The organism is Streptomyces afghaniensis (assembly GCF_044327915.1).
Classification (GTDB): domain Bacteria; phylum Actinomycetota; class Actinomycetes; order Streptomycetales; family Streptomycetaceae; genus Streptomyces; species Streptomyces afghaniensis.
Window position 1 is genome coordinate 347076 of the sequence record NZ_JBIRGJ010000006.1, and the last position, 24498, is coordinate 371573.

26 protein-coding genes are annotated in these 24498 nt (G+C 69.9%); 21 read left to right on the forward strand and 5 right to left on the reverse strand.

The features are described from left to right. Nucleotides 1-67 precede the first annotated feature (67 nt). The 8 genes from map (at nucleotide 68) to truA (ending at nucleotide 5392) form a co-directional block, all read left to right on the forward strand. The gene (gene map, locus ACH4G3_RS24100) at nucleotides 68-904 is read left to right on the forward strand and encodes a type I methionyl aminopeptidase (protein ID WP_397626442.1); all 837 of its coding nucleotides are present in this window, start codon (nucleotides 68-70) and stop codon (nucleotides 902-904) included. A gap of 237 nt (nucleotides 905-1141) precedes the next feature. Continuing rightward, nucleotides 1142-1363, forward strand: a complete 222-nt coding sequence (gene infA, locus ACH4G3_RS24105) for a translation initiation factor IF-1 (protein WP_003948620.1) — start codon at nucleotides 1142-1144, stop codon at nucleotides 1361-1363. Between the two features lie 56 nt (nucleotides 1364-1419). After that, nucleotides 1420-1533 (forward strand): 50S ribosomal protein L36, encoded by a 114-nt coding sequence (gene rpmJ / locus ACH4G3_RS24110; protein ID WP_003974245.1) that lies wholly within the window; start codon nucleotides 1420-1422, stop codon nucleotides 1531-1533. A 187-nt stretch (nucleotides 1534-1720) separates the two neighbouring features. After that, a complete protein-coding gene (gene rpsM, locus ACH4G3_RS24115) occupies nucleotides 1721-2101 on the forward strand; it encodes a 30S ribosomal protein S13 (protein ID WP_004984507.1) in 381 nt (126 codons plus the stop codon). A gap of 64 nt (nucleotides 2102-2165) precedes the next feature. Beyond that, on the forward strand, nucleotides 2166-2570 hold the full coding sequence (gene rpsK, locus ACH4G3_RS24120) for a 30S ribosomal protein S11 (RefSeq protein ID WP_003956432.1): 405 nt from the start codon (nucleotides 2166-2168) through the stop codon (nucleotides 2568-2570). A 150-nt stretch (nucleotides 2571-2720) separates the two neighbouring features. Next, complete coding sequence (locus tag ACH4G3_RS24125; protein ID WP_003966937.1) at nucleotides 2721-3743, forward strand: DNA-directed RNA polymerase subunit alpha; 1023 nt, start codon at nucleotides 2721-2723, stop codon at nucleotides 3741-3743. Nucleotides 3744-3910: 167 nt separating this feature from the next. Further along, nucleotides 3911-4396: a 50S ribosomal protein L17 gene (gene rplQ / locus ACH4G3_RS24130; protein WP_020272631.1), complete on the forward strand. Its 486-nt coding sequence runs from the start codon at nucleotides 3911-3913 to the stop codon at nucleotides 4394-4396. A 141-nt stretch (nucleotides 4397-4537) separates the two neighbouring features. Then, nucleotides 4538-5392 carry a tRNA pseudouridine(38-40) synthase TruA gene (gene truA, locus ACH4G3_RS24135; protein ID WP_397626443.1) on the forward strand — a complete coding sequence of 285 codons (855 nt, stop codon included), beginning with the start codon at nucleotides 4538-4540 and terminating at the stop codon, nucleotides 5390-5392. 18 nt (nucleotides 5393-5410) lie between these two features. Here the strand turns inward: truA and ACH4G3_RS24140 are convergent, their stop codons facing one another. Then, nucleotides 5411-6226: a hypothetical protein gene (locus ACH4G3_RS24140; protein WP_397626444.1), complete on the reverse strand. Its 816-nt coding sequence runs from the start codon at nucleotides 6224-6226 to the stop codon at nucleotides 5411-5413. A gap of 140 nt (nucleotides 6227-6366) precedes the next feature. Here ACH4G3_RS24140 and ACH4G3_RS24145 point away from each other — a divergent pair, with 140 nt between their 5' ends. The 5 genes from ACH4G3_RS24145 to ACH4G3_RS24165 all read left to right on the forward strand — a co-directional run bounded on the left by ACH4G3_RS24145 (nucleotide 6367) and on the right by ACH4G3_RS24165 (nucleotide 13227). Further along, on the forward strand, nucleotides 6367-7599 hold the full coding sequence (locus ACH4G3_RS24145) for a CapA family protein (RefSeq protein WP_397626445.1): 1233 nt from the start codon (nucleotides 6367-6369) through the stop codon (nucleotides 7597-7599). A gap of 203 nt (nucleotides 7600-7802) precedes the next feature. After that, the gene (locus ACH4G3_RS24150) at nucleotides 7803-10049 is read left to right on the forward strand and encodes a HAMP domain-containing protein (protein WP_397626716.1); all 2247 of its coding nucleotides are present in this window, start codon (nucleotides 7803-7805) and stop codon (nucleotides 10047-10049) included. 7 nt (nucleotides 10050-10056) lie between these two features. Then, the gene (gene pgsB / locus ACH4G3_RS24155) at nucleotides 10057-11547 is read left to right on the forward strand and encodes a poly-gamma-glutamate synthase PgsB (RefSeq protein ID WP_397626446.1); all 1491 of its coding nucleotides are present in this window, start codon (nucleotides 10057-10059) and stop codon (nucleotides 11545-11547) included. A 72-nt stretch (nucleotides 11548-11619) separates the two neighbouring features. Then, nucleotides 11620-12102, forward strand: coding sequence for a poly-gamma-glutamate biosynthesis protein PgsC/CapC (locus ACH4G3_RS24160; protein ID WP_020276280.1), 483 nt, complete (start codon nucleotides 11620-11622; stop codon nucleotides 12100-12102). A 39-nt stretch (nucleotides 12103-12141) separates the two neighbouring features. After that, nucleotides 12142-13227, forward strand: a complete 1086-nt coding sequence (locus ACH4G3_RS24165; protein ID WP_397626447.1) for an NlpC/P60 family protein — start codon at nucleotides 12142-12144, stop codon at nucleotides 13225-13227. Nucleotides 13228-13245: 18 nt separating this feature from the next. Here the strand turns inward: ACH4G3_RS24165 and ACH4G3_RS24170 are convergent, their stop codons facing one another. Next, on the reverse strand, nucleotides 13246-14127 hold the full coding sequence (locus ACH4G3_RS24170; protein WP_397626448.1) for a hypothetical protein: 882 nt from the start codon (nucleotides 14125-14127) through the stop codon (nucleotides 13246-13248). Between the two features lie 65 nt (nucleotides 14128-14192). Here ACH4G3_RS24170 and ACH4G3_RS24175 point away from each other — a divergent pair, with 65 nt between their 5' ends. The 4 genes from ACH4G3_RS24175 (at nucleotide 14193) to glmM (ending at nucleotide 17262) form a co-directional block, all read left to right on the forward strand. Beyond that, complete coding sequence (locus ACH4G3_RS24175; protein WP_397626449.1) at nucleotides 14193-14510, forward strand: hypothetical protein; 318 nt, start codon at nucleotides 14193-14195, stop codon at nucleotides 14508-14510. Between the two features lie 214 nt (nucleotides 14511-14724). Then, complete coding sequence (rplM, locus tag ACH4G3_RS24180) at nucleotides 14725-15168, forward strand: 50S ribosomal protein L13 (protein ID WP_010036634.1); 444 nt, start codon at nucleotides 14725-14727, stop codon at nucleotides 15166-15168. Nucleotides 15169-15210: 42 nt separating this feature from the next. Beyond that, a complete protein-coding gene (gene rpsI / locus ACH4G3_RS24185; RefSeq protein ID WP_020276276.1) occupies nucleotides 15211-15723 on the forward strand; it encodes a 30S ribosomal protein S9 in 513 nt (170 codons plus the stop codon). 180 nt (nucleotides 15724-15903) lie between these two features. Then, complete coding sequence (gene glmM, locus ACH4G3_RS24190; protein WP_397626450.1) at nucleotides 15904-17262, forward strand: phosphoglucosamine mutase; 1359 nt, start codon at nucleotides 15904-15906, stop codon at nucleotides 17260-17262. A 124-nt stretch (nucleotides 17263-17386) separates the two neighbouring features. On the opposite strand, the gene ACH4G3_RS24195 is transcribed toward glmM, so the two are convergent. Further along, nucleotides 17387-18319, reverse strand: coding sequence for a DUF389 domain-containing protein (locus tag ACH4G3_RS24195; RefSeq protein ID WP_397626451.1), 933 nt, complete (start codon nucleotides 18317-18319; stop codon nucleotides 17387-17389). A gap of 32 nt (nucleotides 18320-18351) precedes the next feature. Further along, the gene (gene coaA / locus ACH4G3_RS24200; protein ID WP_397626452.1) at nucleotides 18352-19341 is read right to left on the reverse strand and encodes a type I pantothenate kinase; all 990 of its coding nucleotides are present in this window, start codon (nucleotides 19339-19341) and stop codon (nucleotides 18352-18354) included. A gap of 173 nt (nucleotides 19342-19514) precedes the next feature. Between coaA and ACH4G3_RS24205 the strand changes: the two genes are divergently transcribed. The 3 genes from ACH4G3_RS24205 to glmS all read left to right on the forward strand — a co-directional run bounded on the left by ACH4G3_RS24205 (nucleotide 19515) and on the right by glmS (nucleotide 23278). Further along, nucleotides 19515-20522 carry an ATP-binding cassette domain-containing protein gene (locus ACH4G3_RS24205; RefSeq protein ID WP_397626453.1) on the forward strand — a complete coding sequence of 336 codons (1008 nt, stop codon included), beginning with the start codon at nucleotides 19515-19517 and terminating at the stop codon, nucleotides 20520-20522. Beyond that, a complete protein-coding gene (locus ACH4G3_RS24210) occupies nucleotides 20519-21331 on the forward strand; it encodes an ABC transporter permease (protein WP_397626454.1) in 813 nt (270 codons plus the stop codon). Before ACH4G3_RS24205 ends, ACH4G3_RS24210 begins: the two co-directional genes overlap by 4 nt. Before the next feature lie 99 nt (nucleotides 21332-21430). After that, on the forward strand, nucleotides 21431-23278 hold the full coding sequence (glmS, locus tag ACH4G3_RS24215) for a glutamine--fructose-6-phosphate transaminase (isomerizing) (protein WP_397626455.1): 1848 nt from the start codon (nucleotides 21431-21433) through the stop codon (nucleotides 23276-23278). Between the two features lie 103 nt (nucleotides 23279-23381). Here glmS and ACH4G3_RS24220 read toward each other — a convergent pair whose 3' ends face one another. Continuing rightward, on the reverse strand, nucleotides 23382-24047 hold the full coding sequence (locus ACH4G3_RS24220) for an ankyrin repeat domain-containing protein (protein WP_397626456.1): 666 nt from the start codon (nucleotides 24045-24047) through the stop codon (nucleotides 23382-23384). 66 nt (nucleotides 24048-24113) lie between these two features. Between ACH4G3_RS24220 and ACH4G3_RS24225 the strand changes: the two genes are divergently transcribed. Beyond that, on the forward strand, nucleotides 24114-24485 hold the full coding sequence (locus ACH4G3_RS24225) for a holo-ACP synthase (RefSeq protein ID WP_086601633.1): 372 nt from the start codon (nucleotides 24114-24116) through the stop codon (nucleotides 24483-24485). The last annotated feature ends 13 nt before the right edge of the window (nucleotides 24486-24498 follow it).

Genomic DNA, 24498 nt, shown 5'->3' on the forward strand with positions numbered 1-24498 from the left:
CGTCGCCCCGCCCCGTATCGTTGAAGGCGTTCACCGCCGCCGAAGGTCCAGAAAGGCCGTAGCCCCCATGGTGCAGATCAAGACTCCCGAGCAGATCGCCAAGATGCGTGAGGCGGGGCTGGTCGTCGCCGCCATTCACGCGGCGACCCGCGAAGCCGCCGTGCCGGGGGCCACGACGAAGGATCTGGACCAGGTAGCCCGCAAGGTGCTCGCCGAGCACAACGCCAAGCCGAACTTCCTCGGCTACGGCGGCTTCCCGGCGACCATCTGCACCTCGGTGAACGAGGTCGTCGTCCACGGCATCCCGTCCGACGACGTCGTCCTCAAGGACGGGGACGTGATCTCCATCGACTGCGGCGCGATCATCGACGGCTGGCACGGCGACGCGGCCTTCACGGCCTTCGTGGGCTCCGGTCATGCTCCGGAGCTGATCGAGCTCTCCCGGGTGACCGAGGAGTCGATGTGGGCCGGCATCGCGGCCATGAAGCAGGGCAACCGGCTGGTCGACGTCTCCCGGGCGATCGAGACGTACATCCGCCGCCAGCCCAAGCCCGGCGGCGGTCGCTACGGGATCATCGAGGACTACGGCGGCCACGGCATCGGCACCGAGATGCACATGGACCCGCACCTGCTGAACTACGTCGACCGGCGCCGGGGCAAGGGGCCCAAGCTCGTGCCCGGGTTCTGCCTCGCCATCGAGCCCATGGTCTCCCTCGGCACCCCGAAGACCGAAGTCCTCCAGGACGACTGGACGGTCGTCACCACGGACGGCACGTGGTCGTCCCACTGGGAGCACTCCGTCGCGCTGACGGAGGAGGGGCCGCTGGTGCTGACGTCTCCCGACGGGGGGAAGGCGAAACTGGCCGAGCTGGGGATCGTTGCCGCGCCGGATCCTCTTGGCTGAGTCCGCCTACCGGGCCGGGGCGTCCTGTCGGCCGGCGGCTGCGGGTGCGTGGGGGCTTGTCGCGCAGTTCCCCGCGCCCCTTTGGGGCGCGCTTAAGGATCTGCCTTCCGGGGCAGGCTTTCTCGATTCGTGTTTCCGAGGGCCCTGACGTAGACTGACTCGTCGGCTCTTGTGCATCCGCATGTCTGCATGCGCTCGCACTGAGTCGATCAAGGTAGTCGATTCGAAGGGCGAAGCGTGGCCAAGAAGCAAGGTGCCATCGAGATCGAGGGCACTGTCGTCGAGTCTCTTCCGAACGCCATGTTCAAGGTCGAGCTCCAGAACGGCCACCAGGTCCTGGCACACATCAGCGGCAAGATGCGTATGCACTACATCCGCATCCTCCCTGACGACCGGGTCGTGGTGGAGCTGTCTCCGTACGACCTGACGCGTGGCCGGATCGTCTACCGCTACAAGTAGATCTTGCCCGCGCCCCGGCTTCCGGGGTGGTGGCACTGACCCGGAGAACCTCACCCATGAAGGTCAAGCCGAGCGTCAAGAAGATCTGCGACAAGTGCAGGGTGATCCGCCGTCACGGCCGGGTCATGGTCATCTGCGACAACCCGCGCCACAAGCAGCGCCAGGGCTGACGCACGACCGATCCCTCTGCCTTCATCGCAGGGATTCGCGCGACGCAAGCTGAATATGTTCATACGCAGGACCCAGACCCCCGGGTCTGACACCCCCGGTCGGAGGCCGGGGACCCAGTTCGTACCTCATACGGCGGCTGGGAGTCGGTTCTGCGGAAGACCTCCGTCAAGTAACTGGAGCCATTGAATGGCACGCGTTTCCGGTGTTGACATCCCGCGCGAAAAGCGCGTGGAGATCGCCCTCACCTACGTGTTCGGCATCGGCCGGACCCTCTCGCAGCAGACGCTGGCCGCCACCGGCGTCGACCCGAACACCCGCGTTCGCGACCTCTCCGAGGAGCAGCTCGTCGCGATCCGCGAGTACGTCGACAACAACATCAAGACCGAGGGTGACCTCCGTCGCGAGATCCAGGCCGACATCCGCCGCAAGGTCGAGATCGGTACCTACCAGGGTCTGCGTCACCGCCGTGGTCTGCCCGTCCGCGGTCAGCGCACCAGCACCAACGCCCGCACCCGCAAGGGCCCGCGTCGCGCCATCGCCGGCAAGAAGAAGCCGGGCAAGAAGTAGTCCTCAGCGGACGCTCGTCAGCGGTCTTCGCTGCAGGACCGACCACCTCCCGTAGGAGTTATAGATGCCCCCCAAGGGTCGTCAGGGCGCTGCCAAGAAGGTGCGCCGCAAGGAAAAGAAGAACGTCGCTCACGGCCACGCGCACATCAAGAGCACGTTCAACAACACGATCGTCTCGATCACGGACCCGTCCGGCAACGTGATCTCCTGGGCCTCCGCCGGCCACGTCGGCTTCAAGGGCTCCCGGAAGTCCACGCCGTTCGCCGCGCAGATGGCCGCCGAGTCGGCTGCCCGCCGCGCCCAGGAGCACGGCATGCGCAAGGTCGACGTGTTCGTCAAGGGCCCGGGTTCCGGTCGTGAGACCGCCATCCGTTCGCTCCAGGCGACCGGTCTCGAGGTCGGCTCCATCCAGGACGTCACCCCGACCCCGCACAACGGCTGCCGTCCGCCGAAGCGCCGCCGCGTCTGACGCGACGCCTTCGGGTTCTCGGTTTTCGGGCGGTACGGCTCCTTCGGGCCGTATCGCCCGTACCCTTGCAGTACCCGTCCCTTTTTGTCGGGGACGGTCGAGTCGGGCGTCATATAGCGGGCGCCCCCGACTGAAGGATCTGATCCACACATGCTGATCGCTCAGCGTCCCTCGTTGACCGAAGAGGTCGTCGACGAATTCCGCTCCCGGTTCGTGATCGAGCCGCTGGAGCCGGGCTTCGGTTACACCCTCGGCAACTCCCTGCGCCGGACCCTCCTCTCCTCGATCCCGGGTGCGGCGGTCACGTCCATCCGCATCGACGGTGTCCTGCACGAGTTCACCACCGTGCCGGGCGTCAAGGAGGACGTCACCGACCTGATCCTCAACATCAAGCAGCTGGTCGTCTCCTCGGAGCACGACGAGCCGGTCGTGATGTACCTGCGCAAGCAGGGCCCGGGTCTGGTCACCGCCGCCGACATCGCGCCCCCGGCCGGTGTCGAGGTGCACAACCCCGACCTCGTCCTCGCCACGCTCAACGGCAAGGGCAAGCTGGAGATGGAGCTGACGGTCGAGCGCGGCCGCGGTTACGTCTCCGCCGTGCAGAACAAGCAGGTCGGCCAGGAGATCGGCCGGATCCCGGTCGACTCGATCTACTCGCCGGTGCTCAAGGTCACGTACAAGGTCGAGGCCACGCGTGTCGAGCAGCGGACCGACTTCGACAAGCTGATCGTCGACGTCGAGACCAAGCAGGCCATGCGTCCGCGTGACGCCATGGCGTCCGCCGGTAAGACCCTGGTCGAGCTGTTCGGTCTCGCCCGCGAGCTGAACATCGACGCCGAGGGCATCGACATGGGCCCGTCCCCCACGGACGCCGCCCTTGCCGCCGACCTGGCGCTGCCGATCGAGGAGCTGGAGCTCACGGTCCGCTCCTACAACTGCCTCAAGCGTGAGGGCATCCACTCCGTGGGTGAGCTCGTCGCCCGCTCCGAGGCCGACCTCCTGGACATCCGTAACTTCGGTGCGAAGTCCATCGACGAGGTCAAGGCGAAGCTGGCCGGCATGGGCCTGGCCCTCAAGGACAGCCCGCCCGGATTCGACCCGACCGCCGCCGCCGACGCCTTCGGCGCGGACGACGACGCGGACGCCGGGTTCGTCGAGACCGAGCAGTACTGAGAGCTCGGGCCTTCCGGCCCGTACCCGGGCGCGGGTGCGCTGTGCTTGATCGCGCAGTTCCCCGCGCCCCTTCCGGGGCGCATCCCGGATCTCCGACGGGCAACCGCTCGCTCGGATACTGACCCCGGTACCTGATACGGCCGGGGCAGACACCTAGGAGAAACACCATGCCGAAGCCCACCAAGGGTGCCCGTATGGGCGGCAGCGCCGCGCACGAGAAGCTGCTCCTCGCGAACCTCGCGAAGGCGCTGTTCGAGCACGGTCGCATCACCACCACCGAGGCGAAGGCGCGCAAGCTGCGTCCGTACGCCGAGCGTCTGGTCACCAAGGCGAAGAAGGGCGACCTTCACAACCGCCGTCAGGTGCTCCAGGTCATCACGGACAAGAGCATCGTCCACACGCTCTTCACCGAGATCGGCCCGCGCTACGAGAACCGTCCGGGTGGCTACACCCGCATCACCAAGATCGGTAACCGCCGTGGCGACAACGCGCCCATGGCTGTCATCGAGCTGGTCGAGGCGCTGACGGTGGCGCAGGAGGCGACGGGTGAGGCCGAGGCCGCGACCAAGCGTGCCGCCAAGGACGCCGAGGCTGCTGAGGCTCAGGTCGATGTGACCAAGGCCGATGACGCCGAGGAGTCCAAGGACGCCTGAGCGTCTGCCGGGGGCTGTTCGTCGGCGGCTGCGGGCTCGTTGTGGCTTGTCGCGCAGTTCCCCGCGCCCCTGAGAGGGCGTTGGCGGGTCCGTTCCTTTTCAGGGGCGGGCCCGCTTTTGTGTTGCTGAGAGGATCTGTGCGTGAGTGATGAAGCAGCAGCCGGTTACGTTCGTGTGCGTCTCGACCTGTCGTACGACGGGAGCGAGTTCTCCGGGTGGGCCAAGCAGGCCGGGGGACGGCGGACAGTGCAGGGGGAGATCGAGGACGCCCTGCGGACCGTGACGCGGTCGGGGCAGACGTACGAGCTGACCGTGGCGGGGCGTACCGATGCCGGGGTGCACGCCCGGGGGCAGGTGGCGCATGTCGATCTGCCGCGTGAGGTCTGGGCCGAGCACCACCAGAAGCTGCTGAAGCGGCTCGCCGGGCGGCTGCCCAGGGACGTACGGGTCTGGGCCCTCCGGGAGGCGCCCAGCGGCTTCAACGCGCGGTTCTCGGCGATCTGGCGGCGGTACGCGTACCGGGTCACCGACAATCCCGGGGGCGTCGATCCGCTGCTGCGCAACCACGTGCTGTGGCACGACTGGCCCCTGGACGTCGATGCCATGAACGAGGCCGCGCGGCGGCTGCTCGGGGAGCACGACTTCGCCGCCTACTGCAAGAAGCGGGAGGGCGCGACGACGATCCGGACGCTCCAGGAGCTGAGTCTCGTCAAGGGCGACGACGGCATCATCACCGCGACCGTGCGGGCCGACGCCTTCTGCCACAACATGGTGCGCTCGCTCATCGGGGCGCTGCTGTTCGTGGGCGACGGGCACCGGCCGCCGGACTGGCCCGCGAAGGTGCTGGCGGCCGGCGTACGGGACTCGGCCGTGCACGTCGTACGGCCGCACGGGCTGACGCTGGAGGAGGTCGGCTACCCGGCCGACGAACTGCTGGCCGCGCGCAACAAGGAGGCGCGGAACAAGAGGTCGTTGCCGTCGGCGGGGTGCTGCTGACCGGACTTCCACCGTCCCTCACCGGCGGGCGGAGTTCCAGGTCTCGACGAGCCCGGACAGGGCCCTCGCGGCGGCGTCGGCGTCGGTGCCGTCGCCGCGTGCCTTGGGGGAGAGCTCCACGTGGAGGAACCTGGCGTGGTGGCGCTCCGCGGCCTTGCCCTGGACGTTCGTGGCGCCTTCCAGGGGGCAGCGGGCCGACCAGCCCCGGCACACCCGCAGCCCGTCGGACTGCATGGCGTCGGCCAGGGCGGCGGCCTCGGTGAGGGTGCTCCGCGCGGCTCCGGTGGACAGGACCGCCTCGTAGGGGCGGTCCGAGTCCTTGGCGAAGCCGTGCAGTTGCACGCCCGGGACGTCGCGTTTCTGGAGCTCCACGACGATGGCGTGGAAGACGCTGTCCGCCCGGTGGGCGACGTCGGCGGCGTCGCGCCGGCCCGCGTCGCGGTGTGCGCCGGCGAGGACCAGCGAGCCGCCGGGGTTGTCCTCCAGGAGCCGCACGCCGAGGCGTTCGGTGTCCTGGTCGGAGACCGGGTGCGGTACCTGGGCGTTCCAGCGGACGTCGGAGTCGGCGGTCAGGTAGAGGCGCCCCCAGCGTTCGGCCCGGCCGGGGCCGGAGGCGGCGATCTCGTCGTACCTGCGGCCGGACTCGGTGTCGGTGAGGCGGGTGAGCTTCAGGCCGAGGGGGTCGAGCAGTCGTTCCGCCTTCGTGGCGTCGCCGTCCAGGAGGTGTCCGACGCTCTCGGCGACGCGCTCGCGCTGGGTGTCGTCCGGTGGGGAGTACGGGGCGTCGGGCTCCATGGCCGCCGTGTACGTGAGGATCCTGCTGCGGAGGTCCACCAGCTCCCGGGCACCCGGGGTGGAGTCGTCCGCTGACCGGTCTGGTGCCGATTGGCAGCCGAACAAGGCCAGGACAAGTCCGATTTGGACCATAATTCGAGCCAAGTGTGACTGTCTTGTGACGGTAACTCCCGTGGTGGATGTGTGCTTCATGTGAATATGATGCGGTGACACTTCGTAAACCTCTCCGGATCGCCCGGGCGGCAAGCGTTTTCGCGGCCATTGTCGCCGTGACGACCGCGTGTACCTCCGCGGCCTCCTCGCCTCAGGTGAAGCCGGATGGCCGCTCGTTCACCGTCGCCGCCGCCGGTGACGTGCTGATCCACCCCGAGCTGGTCGACCAGGCCGCCAAGGATGCCAAGAAGACCGGCGAGGGCGAGGCCGGGCTGGACTTCGGGCCGCTGCTCGCCGGGATCAAGCCGGTCATCAGCAAGGCCGACCTGGCCATCTGTCACATGGAGACGCCCGTCGGAAAGCCGCGGGGGCCCTTCGAGGGGTACCCGGAGTTCCTCGTGCCGCCGCAGATCCTGACGACGCTCAAGGACGTGGGCTACGACACCTGCTCGACGGCCTCCAACCACACTTACGACCACGGCCTCGGGGCCGTGCGGCGCACCTTGAACGCCATGGACAAGGCCGGCCTCGGGCACACCGGCTCCGCTCGCACGCCCGAGGAAGCGGAACGGATCAACATCCGTGACGTCAACGGCGTCAAGGTCGCCCACCTCTCGTTCTCCTGGATGTCGTTCCTGAACCCGACGCCGGAGAAGGAGAAGTGGGCGTTCAACCAGATCGACACGGACGCGATCAAGGACGCCGAGGCCCGCGCCCGCGACAAGGGCGCCGAGGTGGTCATCCTCTCGGTCCACTGGGGCCTTGAGCACTACAACGAACCGAGTGTTCCCCAACTGCAGCTGGCGGAGCGGCTCACCGAGGAGACCGGGGTCGACCTGGTGATCGGGCACCACGCCCACGTGGTGCAGCCGATCCAGAAGGTGAACGGCACCTGGATCGCCTACGGCCTGGGCAACCAGGTCGCCCGTCACTCCTCGCCCACCGGGCTCACCGAGGAGGGTGCGATCGGCTGGTTCGAGTTCCGCGAGACGACCGACGGCTGGGACGTCTCCGCCCGCTACGCCACGACGCTGGTGGACATCCCGCCCGAGGTGGAGGCCGGTGACAAGCCGCCCGCCGGCGCGGTCGAGGACCACCGGGTGGTGGACGTACGGCGAGCGCTCGACGCGCCGGGCGACCTCTCCGAGGAGCGGCTCGCCCGCTACCGGCTGGCGGCCGACCGCACGCGTGGCTTCCTGTACAACCGCGGGGCGCCGGGGGGCGACGGTCTGAAGGAGCTCACGCTGGAGCGTGACTAGCGCCACAGCGCATACGGGGCGACCGGCACAACTTCGGCGCTCCCCAACAGTCTTGTATACGGCGGTCCGTTGCCTCTCCCGCGGGAGCGGTGTTCTGTGCGGCCGTTCTTACCCAGAGAGGCCGGAGGAGACCACCGGTGACACCCACCCGCGCCGTGCGCCCCGCGAAGGGGGGACGGCGGCGCAGCCGGAGACGCGCGGACATGCCGCTGCTGGGCGGCGTCCGTCCCCCGATCGCGCTGCTGTGCGTGCTGGTGCTGGCCCTCGCCGGCCTCACCGCCCAGGTGCTCGGCCCCGCCGGCGAGCAGGCCGTACCGCAGGCGGTGCTCTCCTCACAGCGGCACTTCGCGGAGGACGGCGCCATCGCCCTGCGCGCCTCGATAGACGAGCGGGTCACCGACCTCAACCGCACGGCCGCCGCGCTGAACGCGGGGCCCCCGGTGAAGCCCGAGCGCGTCCTGTCCGACCTGGGGAAGACCTACCAGAAGTGGACGGGCACCACGGTCCTGGACCTGGAGAGCGGCAAGGTGCTGGCCGCCAGAGGTGAAACGATTCCCCTCGGGTGGCTCGACAAGAAGGTCCTCACCGGGGACACGGCCCTCAAGCCCCGCATGGTGCGGCTGGAGACCGGTGACGTACGCCTGATGACCATGGCGGTCCTGGACTTCGAGGGCCAGCCGCAGCAACTGCTGCTCGCCTCCAACAGCCTGTCCGTGCCCGCCATCAACCTGGGTCAGTTCCGCTCCATGGCGGTCGTCGCCACCGGCGGGGAGATCCTCGCGACGGCCGGCTTCGAGCAGTCCGAGGCGCTCAACTCCGACCAGGAGCGCAAGGAGCTGGGCTTCCTCCAGAAGCAGATGAGCGGGCTGTCCGCCCAGGCGGCACGGGAGACCGAGCAGGACCCGGTCAGCGCCAGGGAGCCGGGCTCCCGCGGCTACCCCGGTGTCAGCGGGACCCTGGTCGGCGGGAGCTACAACGGCCGTGTCGCCACGGCCGGCTACGCCTCCCTCTCGTCCGCCGACCCGGAGGAGAAGAAGAGCGTCGGCGCGGGCCTCGGGCTCACTGTCGTCGCCCTGCTGCCCGTGGTCCAGCAGCAGGCCGCCGGTCCGGACCGGGAGCTCTACGGGCTGCTGGCGGCCGGAGCTCTGGTGGTGCTCGGACTGCTCGCCGCTGCCGTGCTGTGGGTGACCGTGCAGCGGCCGCTGCTGCGGCTGTTCCTGGAGTCCCGCCGACTGGCCCGGGGCGACCTGACCCGCCCGGTGGACGTGCCCCGCTGGGGCGAGGCCGCGCGCATCGGTTCCGCCCTGGAGAGGCTGCGCGCGCAGCTGGGCGGCCCGGCCGGTGATGCCGGCGGGCGCCAGCGCGTCAAGGGGCGGTTCGGGGTGCGCGGGCCGCTCGCGCTGACCGCCGTCCTGCTGCTGCTGTGGTGCCTGCCCGTCGGCCTCCTGCTGAACCGCACCGACGACTCCGTCAGCATCCCGGCCAGCATGGTCGCGGACCAGCGCGACCGCACCGACCTGGTCGCCGACCGGGTGCGCCGGGCGCTCAACGAGGCGCAGGCGGACCTGGTCTCCACGTCCCGGCTGATCGACCCGGACGACGCCGACGCCGGCCGCGCGCTGCTGGAGGAGACCCTGCGCGAGCACACCCGCTACCAGGCGCTGTACCTCCTCGACGAGGACGGCGAGGTCGTCGCCCGCGCGGGCAAGGAGCCGGGCGCCGGTTTCGCCGACGCGGAGGACCTGCCGCTGGTCCGGGTGTCGGGCAAGGGCGACAAGAAGCCGGTGGTGCAGGCCGCCGCGCCCGTGCCGGGACACAAGGGCATGAACCTGGTCGGCGAGGTCCGGGTCGAGTTCCTCAACTCGCTGCTGAAGCGGCCCGGGCTCGGCGAGGTCCGCGTGGTGGACTCCAAGGCGGAGACCATCGCCGCCAGCGACGGCTTCCTGGCCTTCGAGGAGCTGCCGCGCGACGCGCTCGCCGACCTCGTCCGGGCCGGCAGCGTCCACGTCGGTGCCGGTCCCGTCGAGAACGGCCTGCTGATCCGCGAGGGACGCGGGACCACGGTCGCCGCGGCCGCCCCGTTCTCCGGCGGCGGCGTGGCGGCCGACATCGGCTGGACCGTGGTCAGCTGGCAGAACGCCAAGGACTTCCAGATCACCCCGTACCAGCGCGAGGACCGCAGCGTCCTGGCCGGGCTGCTCGGCCTGGCCCTGATCGTCGTCTGCCTCGGCTGGGTGTACCTGGTCGTGGCCCGGCCGATGCGGGCCCTGGCGGCCAGTGCGGAGAAGCTGGCCGACGGCGACCTCAAGTCCGTGCTGTACCCCCGCTACCAGGACGAGGTCGGCGCCGTCGTGCGCAGCCTCGAACTGCTGCGCCAGCAGCTCCACGCCCGTAAGCAGACCCAGGCGCGCCGGCTCGTGGAGCCGGAAGCCGGCGTTCGGGGAAGGTGACCCAGCCGTGCTCTATCTGTACTTCGTCCTGCTCACCGGCAGCGTGCTGCTGCTGGTGGCGGGCATCGTGGAACAGCGCCGGCACTACGCCAGCCTGCACAGCATCCCGTCGCGCGTGCTCGTGAACGGCATCCGCGGCAAGTCCTCCATCACCCGGCTGTGCGCCGGAGCGCTGCGCGGTGGCGACCTGGTCACCGTGGCGAAGACCACGGGTACGGCGGCCCGGTTCATCCACCCGGACGCCACCGAGGAGCCGGTCTACCGCAAGTTCGGCATCGCCAACGTGGTGGAGCAGATCGGCATCGTGCGCCGGGCCGCCACCTACCGGCCCGACGCCCTCGTCATCGAGTGCATGGCCGTGATGCCGGCCCTGCAGGAGGTCAACCAGAGCAAGCTGATCCGCTCCACGATCGGCGTGCTGTGCAACGTCCGCGAGGACCACCTCGCCGAGATGGGACCCACCCTCGACGACGTGGCCCGGTCGCTGTGCCGCTCCATGCCGGAGGACGGCATCTGCGTCACCGCCGAGAAGGAGCGCTTCCACATCCTCCAGGAGGAGGCGGACGCCCGTAACTGCAAGCTGATCTACGCCGACCCGGAGACGGTGACCGACGAGGAGCTGCGCGGCTTCAGCTGGTTCACCTTCAAGGAGAACGTCGCGATCGCCCTCGTCGTGGCCGAACTGCTCGGCGTGGAACGGCAGGTCGCCCTGCAGGGCATGTACGACGCCCCGCCGGACCCGGGCGTGCTGTCCGTCGAGCGCTACGCGGCGCCCGAGGGCAAGCGGCTCGCCTTCGCCAACGTCTTCGCGGCCAACGACCCCGAGTCGACGCTGATGAACATCAACCAGCTGCTCGACCTCGGAGCCATCCACCGGCCGCTGAACGTCGTGATCAACTGCCGGCCCGACCGCGTGGAGCGCAACGGGCAGATGGGCGAGATCATCCCCGATCTCCAGCCGGACCACGTCTTCGTCATCGGGCACCCCGCCAAGAGCGCGATCGACGCCATCCCCGCCGAGTGGCGCGACCGCGCGGTCGACCTCGGGGGCGAACGGCGGTCGGCCGAGGAGTTCATGCCCGCCCTGCTGGGGCGTCTGTCCGCCGACTCCTCCCTGGTCGCCATCGGCAACATCCACGGCCAGGGCGAGGAACTGCTGGAGTACCTGGCCGAACTCCCGGCGGACGAGTCCGCCACCGCCGACGCCGCCCGGCCCTCGGCCACGGCCGCACCGGCCCAGCCGGCGCGCCTGGACCCCTACGCCTCGTACCCCATGGCCTACGAGGAGCGCTACCAGGCCTCCCAGACCCAGGAGATCCCGGTGGTCCGCATCCCCGTCCAGCCGTCGGGGCCGTATGCCGACGCCCGGTACGCCGACCCGGCTCCCTACCAGCGGGGGCCGTACGCCGCTCCGGCCCAACAGCCCTGGCAGCCGTACGCCGACGAGCCCTACGGGTACGTCCCGGCCGACGAGGGGGGACAGCCTCCCCGTCCCTGACGTCCACGGGCGGGACCCCACGACTCACGCCCACCGCTCGCCCGCACCCGCACCCGTGCCCGGAGACCTTCGTTGACCACCGCCGCCCTGACCCCCGAGATGGCCGCCCTCGGCATCGCCATCGGCCTGTTCTTCTCGCTGCTGTGCTACCTGACCACCAACCTGTCGCCCGGCGGCATGATCACGCCCGGCTGGCTCGCCCTGACCCTCATCGAGGACCTCCAGCGGGCGGCCATGGTGGTCGGCGTCACCGCCCTCACCTACGCGGGCACCAAGGTCATGCAGCGGCTGGTGATCCTCTACGGCAAGCGGCTGTTCGCCGCGGTGGTCCTGCTGGGCGTGCTGCTCCAGGCCACCGTGATGATCGTGCTCTCGATCGAGTTCCCGCTGCTGTACGGCAACCAGACCCTCGGCTTCATCGTGCCCGGCCTGATCGCGTACCAGATGGTCCGCCAGCCCAAGGGGGCGACGCTGCTGGCGACCGGCACCGTCTCGCTCATGGCCTACATCGTCGTCGCCGCCGGACTGCTGCTCGGCATCATGCCCACCGTCTGAGACCGGCGTCCCGGCGACCGACCACCCAGGAGAGAACACATGGCAGGGAAGAAGAAATCGAGGCCGGTCCTCTCCGGCCTCGTGGTGCTGGGGCTCGTAGCGACCTCCGGCTACCTCACCGTGGAGCTCCGCAAACAGGAGGACAAGGGCGTCCCGGAGATCACGAACGTCGGTGTGCTGGACGGCTCGGACCGGGCCGGCGGCGCGGCGAAGACCCGCGACAAGGGCGGGGAGAGCTGGTCCCGGCTGGAGAACCCCGCCCGCTCCGTGCTGCGCGGGTCCGACGGCCAGGTCAAGGCGGTGTTCACCGACGGGGCGCGCACCGCGACCCTGACCGGACCGGCCCGCACCTTCGCCGAGCCCTCGTCGACGAGCTCCAAGGTCTCCACGACGGACTGGGTCCGCCTCATGCCCGAGCCCTGGAAGAAGGGCGCGGACAAGGAGAAGTGGTTCAAGGACTGGTACGGCGAGTACGCGTCCAGCAAGGAGGACGACCTCCTGGCCATCTCCTTCCAGTACGTCGCGGGCGCCAAGGAGAAGAAGGACGAGCAGGGCACCGTCTACGCCGGTGACGCCAACTTCGGGCCCCTCAACACGAGCGGGGCGGAGGGCGGCGACCTGCGCCTGGAGCAGTCCGACTTCTACGACTACCTCGGCGTCCAGTACCCCTTCCGGGACGGCGTGATCGGCCAGCCGGAGACCGCGCGCGCCCGGTCGGTCGACTGCTCGGGATACATGCGGATGGTGTTCGGCTACCGCGCCCGCTACCCGCTGATGTCCTCGGACGACTCGGGCGACGGCCTGCCGCGCACCGCCAACGGCATGGCCCGCTCCAAGCAGGGTGCCGACATCCTGCCGCTCACCGGCATCTCGCCCGCCGACCGGCCCACCGGCATCGACCAGCTGCAGCCCGGGGACCTCGTCTTCTTCAAGCTCGACACCCGGACGAAGCAGCGCCTGGACCACGTCGGCATGGTGCTCGGCTACGACACCGAGGGCCACCTGCTCTTCGTCTCCAGCCGCGAGGAGGTCAACGGACCGACCATCGGTGATGTCGGCGGAGTGTCCCGGCTGGACGGCAACGGCTACTACGCCAAGACGCTGCGCAGCGCGAAGAGGCTGTGACGGGCGGGCGGCGGCCGGTCACCCGTTGGCCGCTGCCGACGCCTGGGCCTGGCCGCGGCGGTGGATCTGACGGAACGTGAACAGCTGGAGGTTGTCGCCCGTGGTGAACACCTCGGTGTCCTTGGTCGTCACGTCCTTGCCGCTGGTGAAGCCGGCGTTGGTGAAGTAGGCGTAGCGACCGTAGGAGTTGCTGGTCGTACGGCAGACCCCGGACTCGCAGAAGGGCTTCACGCCGCCGCCGGAGAGCGACTTGACGAAGCTCTTCTTGTTGGTCTGGCCCTTGGCCTTGGCGGCCTGTGCCTCGGTGTCGAAGACCGCCACGCCGACCGTCACGGCTATCCCGTCCGCGGAGTAGGTGACGCGTATCAGGCGCGTGCAGTCGTTCGCCGTGAGGATCTTCGGGAGCGTGCCGCCCGACGCCGACGCGCAGTTCTTGGTGTCGGCCGTGGGGCCCTTCTTGTACGTCGTCTCGCCCATGGTCAGCTGCGTGCCCGGGAAGAGCGTCTCCGGGCTGAGCGGAGCCGTGTCCTTCTTCGCGCTGGCGATGAAGTCCTTCGGGTCCAGCGGGGGCGGGGCGCTGGTCGGGGCGAAGGACGGGGCCGAGGCGGACTCGCTCGGGATGTCGGCCGAGGGCACCTGGGAGGTCGGGCTGCCCGCCTGGCTGTCGCCGCCCGCGGAGACCACGGCCACGGCGACGGCGGCGCCGATCGCGACGGTGGCGAGCGCGCCGCCGCCGACCAGGAACAGCCGGCGTCGTTTGTTACGTGCCTCGGACGCCTCGGCGAGCGCGGCCCAGTCCGGAGACTGGCCGCCCCCGCTGTTCCAGGGCTGCTGCGACTGCGGTTTCCAGGGATCCCACTGGGACTGAGGTCCCCCCTGCCCAAAGCTCATGGGGCGCATCTTAGACGGGACATGGGGCGTGCTGGTCCGCCTGGATGGGCCCCGCAGCACCTAGCGTTCCTCCCATGCGGACGGGCAAAGGCGACATCTGCGGGTGGTTGGGGCGGCTGCTGCCGACCGTGGTGCTGCTGGTGTGCCTGCGGTCCTGGCCGGCGGCCACGGCCGCGATCGGGGTGTGGCCGTCGGTCGCGGCCGGGGTGTTGCGGGCGCTGCGCCGTCCGCGCGGTGGCGGCTCGCTGCCGCGCCGGTGCGTCGCGGTGCTCACCGACGTGCTGCTTTCGTCGGTGTTTCCGTACGTGCGGCCGGTGCGGCGCCGGACCCTGCGGAGGGCTGTGACTCTCTGTGCCGGGCTGTGCGTCTCCGTAGCCGAGCGGCGGCGATGATCCCGCGTTTTGACCCTTGTGGTGAGCCCCGGTATTCTGCTCTTTCGTTGTGTATTGGCTTGCTCATTCTCACGGGACGGGCCCTTACACCGGTCCACCGGGCCGATGACCAGCGACCAGCACGCGGTTTGCGTCACCGCTGTGCGGTCAAGGCTGTCGTGATCGTTTCGGTGACCTGTTCAGGACCATTCACTCGAAGCGAAGGCTACGAACCGTGCGTACGTACAGCCCCAAGCCCGGCGATGTGACGCGCCAGTGGCACGTCATCGACGCTCAGGACGTTGTCCTGGGTCGTCTCGCCACCACCGCAGCGACCCTTCTCCGGGGCAAGCACAAGCCGATCTACGCGCCCCACGTCGACGCTGGTGACTTCGTCATCATCATCAACGCGGACAAGGTGCACCTGTCCGGCAACAAGCGGACCCAGAAGATGGCGTACCGCCACTCCGGCTACCCGGGTGGTCTGCGCTCCGTCCGTTACGACGAGCTGCTCGACAAGAACCCCGAGAAGGCCATCGAGAAGGCCGTCAAGGGCATGCTCCCCAAGAACACTCTGGGCCGTCAGATGCTCTCGAAGCTGAAGGTCTACAAGGGTGACCAGCACCCGCACGGCGCGCAGCAGCCGCAGCCGTACGAGATCACCCAGGTCGCGCAGTAAGTCCGGCCACCCCCTAAGACTGAAGAGAATCTGAGGAGAATCGTGGCCGAGACCACTGCCGAGCAGCCGCTCGAAGAGCTTGACATCGACAGCTACACCACCGAGTCCGAGGTCCCCGTCGAGGGCGAGTACACCTCGGAGTCCATGGCCTCCCGCTTCGGCGAGCCCCAGCCGGCCGCCGGCCTGGGCCGTCGCAAGAACGCCATCGCCCGCGTCCGGATCGTCCCGGGCACCGGCAAGTGGAAGATCAACGGTCGCACCCTCGAGGACTACTTCCCGAACAAGGTGCACCAGCAGGAAGTCAACGAGCCCTTCAAGGTGCTCGAGCTCGAGGGCCGCTACGACGTCGTCGCCCGCATCGCCGGTGGCGGTGTCTCCGGCCAGGCCGGTGCGCTCCGTCTCGGTGTCGCCCGCGCGCTGAACGAGGCGGACGTCGACAACAACCGCGGCCCGCTGAAGAAGGCCGGCTTCCTCAAGCGCGACGACCGTGCGGTCGAGCGCAAGAAGGCCGGTCTGAAGAAGGCCCGCAAGGCCCCGCAGTACAGCAAGCGTTAATCGCGTCGCTGTCCTTGCGACTGTCTTCGCAAGTTGCGACTGTTTTCGCAACGATCGCCCCGGCGGCACGTTCTGTGCCGCCGGGGCGTTCCCGTACACAACCCCTGCGGATGCCGGACCGAATCAGGTCTCAGGGGATGTACTGGAGCCGCACTCTCTCGTAATTCGGAGGACACCACAGTGGGACGACTCTTCGGCACGGACGGCGTGCGCGGTGTCGCCAACGCGGACCTGACGGCGGAGATGGCCCTCGGCCTCTCCGTGGCCGCGGCGCACGTACTGGCCGAGGCGGGCACGTTCGAGGGACATCGGCCGACCGCGGTGGTCGGACGTGACCCGCGCGCGTCCGGGGAGTTCCTGGAGGCCGCCGTGGTCGCGGGCCTCGCCAGCGCCGGCGTGGACGTCCTGCGGGTCGGCGTGCTGCCGACCCCGGCGGTGGCGTTCCTGACCGGAGAGCTCGGCGCCGACCTCGGTGTGATGCTCTCCGCGAGCCATAACGCCATGCCCGACAACGGCATCAAGTTCTTCGCCCGCGGCGGGCACAAGCTCGCCGACGAGCTGGAGGACCGGATCGAGTCCGTCTACGAGGAGCACCGCACCGGCGCCCCGTGGGACCGGCCGACCGGCGCCGGAGTGGGCCGCGTGCGCGAGTCCGAGGAGGGCGCCGACCGGTACGTCGAGCATCTGCTGCGCGTCCTGCCCAACCGGCTCGACGGGCTGAAGGTCGTCCTCGACGAGGCGCACGGCGCCGCCTCCCGGGTCTCGCCCGAGGCGTTCCAGCGGGCCGGTGCCGAGGTCGTCACGATCGGCGCCGAGCCGGACGGGCTCAACATCAACGACGGGTGCGGCTCCACGCACCTGGACAAGATCAAGGCCGCCGTCGTCGAGCACGGGGCCGACCTGGGCATCGCGCACGACGGGGACGCCGACCGGTGCCTCGCCGTGGACCACACCGGCGAGGAGGTGGACGGCGACCAGATCCTGGCCGTGCTCGCCCTGGCCATGCGGGAGGCGTCCACGCTGCGGGCCGAGACGGTCGTGGCGACGGTGATGTCCAACCTGGGCTTCAAACTCGCCATGGAGCGAGAGGGCATCCGGCTCGTGCAGACCGCCGTGGGCGACCGGTACGTGCTGGAGGAGATGAAGGAGCACGGGTTCGCCCTCGGGGGCGAGCAGTCCGGGCACGTGATCATCCTCGACCACGCGACGACGGGCGACGGCACGCTGACCGGGCTGCTGCTGGCGGCGCGGGTCGCGCAGAGCGGGCGTTCGCTGCGGGAGCTGGCCTCTGTGATGGAGCGGCTGCCGCAGGTGCTGATCAATGTGCGGGATGTCGACAAGTCCCGGGTGACGACGTCGGCCGAGCTGTCCTCGGCGGTGGCCGACGCGGAGCGGGAGCTCGGGGCCACCGGGCGGGTGTTGTTGCGGTCCTCGGGGACCGAGCCGTTGGTGCGGGTGATGGTGGAGGCGGCTGATATCGAGCAGGCTCGGTCTGTTGCGGGGCGGCTTGCCGATGTGGTGAAGTCCGCGCTGGGTTAGTCGGCCTTGGTGAGGAGGGGGTGGGGGTTCTGCCGAGTGCGGGCTGCGGGTTGTCCGTGGCTTGTCGCGCCCGCGCGGCGGAGCCGCATACGGATACAGCCCCGCGCCCCTGAGGACGCTGCCCTTACGGCGTTCTCTCACGCTGTGAGGACCAGAGCCATTTCTGCACCAGCAAGGTCAGCGTGCCCGCGACGATGATGCCCAGCAGGTTCAGCAGGAGTTGTTCCGTGGAGCCCCAGGTCTGGTTCGTGTCGCCGTAGCTGAGGGCTACGGCGGCGTTCGCGGCGGCCGGGACCGTGGTCACCGAGATGGCCACGCCCACCAGGGCGCCCGACTTGGCGGAGGTCAGGGAGAGCGTGCCGGCGATGCCGGCCAGGACCGCCACGACGAAGGAGAACCAGTCGGGGGCGTAGATGAAGCCCGTGTTGGGGCGGTCCGCCATGAGTTGCCGCTCGCTGAACAGGTCGACGGCGTCCATGAAGAGGCTGAAGCCGACCGTCACCGCCATGGCCACCGCGAAGCCCACCAGGAGGGCGATCGCGGAGCGCAGGGCCAGGCGTGCCCTGCGGCGGACGACGGCGGTGCAGATGCCGGCGAGCGGGCCGAACTCCGGGCCGACCGCCATGGCGCCCACGATCAGGATCGCGTTGTCCAGGACCACGCCGCAGGCCGCGATCATCGTGGCGAGGGTGATGAACGCGAGGTAGGTGACGGAGAGGGTCGACTCCTCGTGCGTCGCGTCGCTGAGGTGCTCCCACAGGACCGCGTCGGCGCCCTCGCCGGGTGCGTCGGCCGCGGCCTGCTCGGCCCGCTCCGACAGCGACAGGTCGATGGTCTCGACGGCGATGGAACCGCTGGTGTCGATGCCGAGTTCCCGCAGGCCGGTGAGCAGTTCGTCGCCCGCCTCCCGCGCGACGTCGCACATCACGACGTCCCCGGCGGGGTCGCGGGCGGCGTCCGGCAGGACGACGAGGTGGGTGGTGCCGACCGTCTTCTCGATCAGCCGCACCACGTCGTCGGTCTGCCCGGACGGTGTGATCAGTCGCAGGTGGAGCATGACGACTATCTAACCGGCCTTTCCCCGGGGCGTCACAGCTTGCGCAGGCTGAGGCGCTGCACCTTGTGGTCCGGGCCCTTGCGCAGGACGAGGGTGGCGCGGCCGCGGGTGGGGGCGATGTTCTCGACCAGGTTGGGCCGGTTGATCGTGCGCCACATCGTCCGGGCGTAGTCGAGGGCCTCGTCCTCGGAGACCTGGGTGTACTTGCGGAAGTACGAGGACGGGTTCTGGAAGGCGGTCGCGCGCAGCTTGCGGAAGCGGTTGAGGTACCAGCGTTCGATGTCCTCGACACGGGCGTCGACGTAGACGCTGAAGTCGAAGTAGTCGGCGAGGCCGACCCGGGTGCGGCCGTCCTTGCCGGGGAGGGCGGGCTGGAGGACGTTCAGGCCCTCGACGATCAGGATGTCGGGGCGGCGGACCGTGAGCTTCCGGTCGGGGACGATGTCGTAGATCAGGTGGGAGTAGACGGGGGCCGTGACCTCGTCCTTGCCGGCCTTGATGTCGGCGACGAAGCGGGTCAGCGCGCGGCGGTCGTAGGACTCGGGGAATCCCTTCCGCGACATCAGGCCGCGGGTCTGGAGCTCCTTGGTGGGCAGCAGGAAGCCGTCGGTGGTGACCAGCTCCACGCGCGGGTGTTCCGGCCAGCGCGAGAGCAGGGCCTGGAGGAGCCTGGCGACCGTCGACTTGCCCACGGCGACCGAGCCGGCGACTCCTATGACGAACGGGGTGCCGGACTGGGAGCCCTGCTCGCCCAGGAAGGTGTTGAGCGCGCCTCTGAGGCCGTCCGTGGCACCGACGTAGAGGTTGAGAAGTCTGGACAGCGGGAGGTAGATGTCCCGCACCTCGTCGAGGTCGATGACATCGCCGAGACCGCGCAGCTTCTCGACCTCCTCGGCCGTCAGCGGAAGCGGCGTCTTGTCGCGCAACGCGCTCCACTCGGCTCGGGTGAGGTCGACGTAGGGAGTCGCCTCCGGCCGCTGCCGGTGGGCGCTCCGGGATATCGAGGAGACCGGAGAGATCACAGTCCATTGTTACGGGCGTACGAACGGACGGTGAGGTGGGATCCGTCACGCAGCGTCCTCGGCTTCTCCCGTATGGGAGAAAAGTGGCCAACGGGAGGAATGTCAGTGGTGTGCGTCACAGTTGTGGGAGGAATGGGCCCGGGCCAGGGTCCAGGAACGCCGAGGGGTGACCCATGACGTATGCGATAGAGGCGGAAGGCCTGGTCAAACGGTTCAAGGAGACCGAGGCGCTGGCCGGTGTCGACCTGGCGGCCCGCAAGGGCACGGTGCTCGGGCTGCTGGGCCCCAACGGTGCCGGGAAGACGACCGCGGTGCGGATCTTCGCGACGCTGCTCCGCCCGGACGGGGGCAGGGCCCGGGTGGCCGGCCACGACGTGGTCCGGGAGGCCGGGGTCGTGCGGGCCACGGTCGGGCTGACCGGGCAGTACGCGGCGGTCGACGAGAACCTGACCGGCACCGAGAACCTGCTGCTCATCGGCAGGTTGCTGGGGCTGCCGAGACGGGAGGCGAAGGCGCGGGCCGGGGAGCTGCTGGAGCGCTTCCAGCTGACGCACGCGGCAGGCCGGGCCACGAAGACCTTCTCGGGAGGCATGCGCCGGCGCCTGGACCTCGCGGCCAGCCTGGTGGGGCGGCCCAGCATCCTCTTCCTCGACGAGCCGACCACGGGCCTGGACCCCCACAGCCGCGGTGAGCTGTGGGACCTGCTGCGCGGACTGGTCGCGGACGGTGCGACCGCCCTGCTGACCACGCAGTATCTGAACGAGGCCGATGTGCTCGCCGACGACATCGTGGTGATTGACAAGGGCCGGGTGATCGCCGAGGGCGCGCCGGACCAGCTGAAGGCCCAGGTCGGCGGCCAGGTGCTGGAGCTCCGGCCGGTCCTCGGGCAGGACCTCACGCGGGCGCACGCGCTGGTGGCCGCCGCCGCAGGCCCGGAGGCCCGGATCGACGGCGAGAGGATCACCGCGCCGGTGAAGGACCCCGAGCTGATGCCGGCCGTCGTGCGCGCGCTGGACCGGGAGGGGATCGCGGTGGGCGAGCTGGCCCTGCGCCGCTCCTCGCTCGACGAGGTCTTCCTCGCCCTGACCGGCCACCGGGCCGAACCGGGCGAGCCCGAGCAGAACGGCGGCACGGCCGACCGGGACGACGACGCGCTGGAGAAGGCGGTGAGCCGGTCATGACCGCCACCACCACCATCACCGCGCCGGTCACCGCGTCGGGCCGCGTGCCGCCCCTCGCCGGGGCGCGGCAGACCTTCACGATGGCCTGGCGGAGCCTGGTCGCCGTCAAGCACAACCCGCTCGAACTGGTCGACTACAGCATCACGCCGATCATGTTCGTGTTCCTGTTCACCTACGTGCTGGGCGGGCAGATGGCCGGGTCGCCCGAGGCGTATCTGAAGTACGCACTGCCCGGGATCATCGTGCAGAACACGCTGTTCATGACGATGTACACGGCCATGGCGCTCAACACCGACCTCACCAAGGGCGTCTTCGACCGGCTGCGCAGCCTGCCCATCGCGCGCTCGGCACCGCTGATCGGGCGGATCACCGCCGACCTCACGAAGCACGTCTGGGCGATGGTGCTGATGATCGGCCTCGGGCTCGCCCTCGGCTTCCGGGTGACCGGCGGCTTCGGCGGGTTCCTGCTCGGGCTGCTGCTGGTGGTGGTGTTCGCCGCGGCCGTGTCGTGGAGCGCCGTACTGATCGGGATGCTGGCCGGTGACGCGGAGAAGGTGCAGGCCTTCGCCTTCACCCTCATCTTCCCGATCACCTTCACCAGCAGCGCCTTCGTCGTCGTCGACACCATGCCGGGCTGGCTCCAGGCGTGGAGCGACGTCAACCCGGTCACCCACCTGTCCGACGCCTTCCGCGGGCTGCTGCTCGGCGGGGCGGTGGCGGAGCCGGTGCTGTGGTCGCTGGTGTGGGCGGCGGGGATCGCGCTCGTGTTCTATCCGCTGGCCATGAGGGCGTATCGGGCGAAGGTCTGAGGGCAGGGGACCGAGAGCTGTTCGTACCCCGGTGGGAATTTCCGATTTCGGGCACGCTGCGGCCGGTTCGGCGCGGAAAACGACCCTAAGCTGCCGCCCATGTGTGGAATCGTGGGATACGTGGGGCCGCAGTCGGCGCTCGAGGTCGTGATGGCCGGGCTGAAGCGGCTGGAGTACCGAGGGTACGACTCGGCGGGCGTCGCCGTGCTGGCCGACGGCGGGCTGGCGACGGGGAAGAAGGCCGGCAAGCTCCTCAACCTGGAGAAGGAACTGGACGGCCGGCCGCTCCCGGCCGGCACGACGGGCATCGGACACACCCGGTGGGCCACGCACGGCGGCCCGACCGACGCCAACGCCCACCCGCACATCGACAACGCGGGACGGGTCGCGGTGGTGCACAACGGCATCATCGAGAACTTCGCCCTGCTGCGGGGCGAGTTGGAGGAGCGGGGGCACGAGCTGGCCTCCGAGACCGACACCGAGGTCGTCGCGCATCTGCTCGCCGAGGAGTTCTCGTCGTGTGCCGACCTCGCCGAGGCGATGCGGCTGGTGTGCCGGCGGCTGGAGGGCGCGTTCACGCTGGTCGCGGTGCACGCCGACGAGCCGGACGTGGTGGTGGGCGCGCGGCGGAACTCGCCGCTGGTGGTGGGCGTCGGAGAGGGCGAGGCCTTTCTCGCCTCGGACGTCGCCGCGTTCATCGCCCACACGCGGTCGGCGATCGAGCTGGGACAGGACCAGGTGGTGGAGCTGCGCCGGGACGGCGTGACGGTGACGGGCTTCGACGGCCGCCCCGCCGACGTCCGCTCGTACCACGTCGACTGGGACGCGTCGGCCGCGGAAAAGGGGGGCTATGACTACTTCATGCTCAAGGAGATCGCCGAGCAGCCCAAGGCGGTCGCCGATACGCTGCTGGGCCGGATCGACGGCTCCGGTTCGCTGAGTCTGGACGAGGTGCGGATCCCCGCGGGGGTGCTGCGGGAGATCGACAAGGTCGTCATCGTCGCCTGCGGTACCGCCTTCCACGCCGGGATGATCGCCAAGTACGCCATCGAGCACTGGACGCGCCTGCCGTGCGAGGTGGAACTGGCCAGTGAGTTCCGGTACCGGGATCCGATCCTGGACGCCCAGACCCTCGTCATCGCCATCTCCCAGTCCGGCGAGACCATGGACACGCTCATGGCGCTGCGGCATGCCCGCGAGCAGGGCTCGAAGGTGCTGGCGATCTGCAACACCAACGGCTCGACGATCCCGCGCGAGTCGGACGCGGTGCTGTACACGCATGCCGGTCCTGAGGTGGCCGTCGCCTCCACCAAGGCGTTCCTGACGCAGCTCGTCGCGTGCTATCTGGTCGCTCTGTATCTCGGCCAGGTGCGGGGCACCAAGTGGGGCGACGAGATCCGGGCGGTGATCCGCGACCTGTCCTCGATCGCCGGTGCGGTGGAGCAGGTGCTGGGCACGATGGAGCCGGTGCGGGAGCTGGCGCGCACGCTCGCCTCGAAGAACACGGTGCTGTTCCTCGGCCGCCATGTGGGGTATCCGGTGGCGCTGGAGGGCGCGCTGAAGCTCAAGGAGCTGGCGTACATGCACGCCGAGGGGTTCGCGGCGGGGGAGTTGAAGCACGGGCCGATCGCCTTGATCGAGGAGGATCTGCCGGTGGTCGTCGTGGTGCCGTCGCCGCGCGGGCGGTCCGTGCTGCACGACAAGATCGTGTCGAACATCCAGGAGATCCGGGCGCGGGGTGCGCGGACGATCGTCATCGCGGAGGAGGGGGACGAGGCGGTGGTGCCGTACGCGGACCACCTGATCCGGGTGCCGGCCACGCCGACCCTGCTCCAGCCGCTCGTGACGGCGGTGCCGCTTCAGGTGTTCGCGTGCGAGCTGGCGACGGCTCGCGGGAACGAAGTGGATCAGCCTCGGAACCTGGCGAAGTCGGTGACGGTGGAGTAGCGGAACAACGGAAAGGGGCGAACGGCCGCTCGCCGTTCGCTCCTCTTCAGCCGGTGGTGAGGGCCGTGGCGAAGAGGGCTATCGAAGGCGCCGCGATCCCCGTTCAGTACGGAAAGTTCCAGGGCGGCGGCGGCTTGGGGCTGTAGGGGAGCTTGGTCCAGCCGTCGGGGGTCACGTGGTAGAAGTCCCCGTTGTCGCCGTCCATCCGCGAGCTGCCGTGCACGTGCACGATGTCCGCGTGAAGGCGGTAGTGGAAGCCGCCCATCATGCCGACCACCCGGAAGAAGATCCGCACGTCCGCACCCTCCGTCAGGGGGGACAGCGGTGGCAGGAGGTGCTCGATCTCGTCGAAGCAGCTGCCGGTGCGCTCCCGCAGCATCGCGTGGAAGTGGCGCTCCAACACTTCGGAGGGAGCGGGGAGTTGCCGCACCGCGACCGGCTCCAGGAGCTCCAGCAGGTGCGTGTGACCCCGCTCCCGCGCGATGTCCACCGGGCGCCGTCCGTCCCGGGTGCGCTGCGTGCGCCAGGCGCCGTGCGCGATCAGCCGGGAGACGACCGCGATCGTGGCGCCGTGCCAGGCGGCCTGGTGCAGCGGGGCGAATCCGCTGCGGTTCCCGGGGCGGGCGAGATTGACCCGCTCGGGATTCTTCACCAGCTCCCCGATCAGACCGTCCCAGTCGGCGTCCCGGGCCAGGTCCGAGAACCGGTCCCGCTCCTTCAGGTACCAGTCGTTGTAGCGCTCGCGGTCGGTGAGGCCGTCCCAATCCATGCTGATCATGCTAGTCGCCGCCGTCGAGTCCGAAGTCGGCGCGAGACTCGCCGTAGGGTGCTCGGCATGAGCATCATCGGGGTCGGGATCGACGTTGCCGAGATCGATCGGTTCGCGGCATCGCTGGAGCGTACGCCCGCGTTGGCCGGACGGCTGTTCGTGGAGCGGGAGTTGTTGCTGCCGAGTGGGGAGCGCCGGGGGGTCGCCTCCCTGGCTGCCCGGTTCGCCGCCAAGGAGGCCCTGGCCAAGGCGCTCGGGGCTCCGGCCGGGCTGCTCTGGACCGATGCCGAGGTGTGTGTCGAGGACAGTGGGCAGCCGTGGCTGCGGGTGACCGGGACCGTGGCCGCGCGGGCCGCCGAGCTCGGCGTGCGCTCCTGGCATGTGTCCCTGAGCCACGACGCGGGTGTCGCCTCGGCCGTGGTGATCGCGGAGGGGTGAGCCGGAGGCCGGG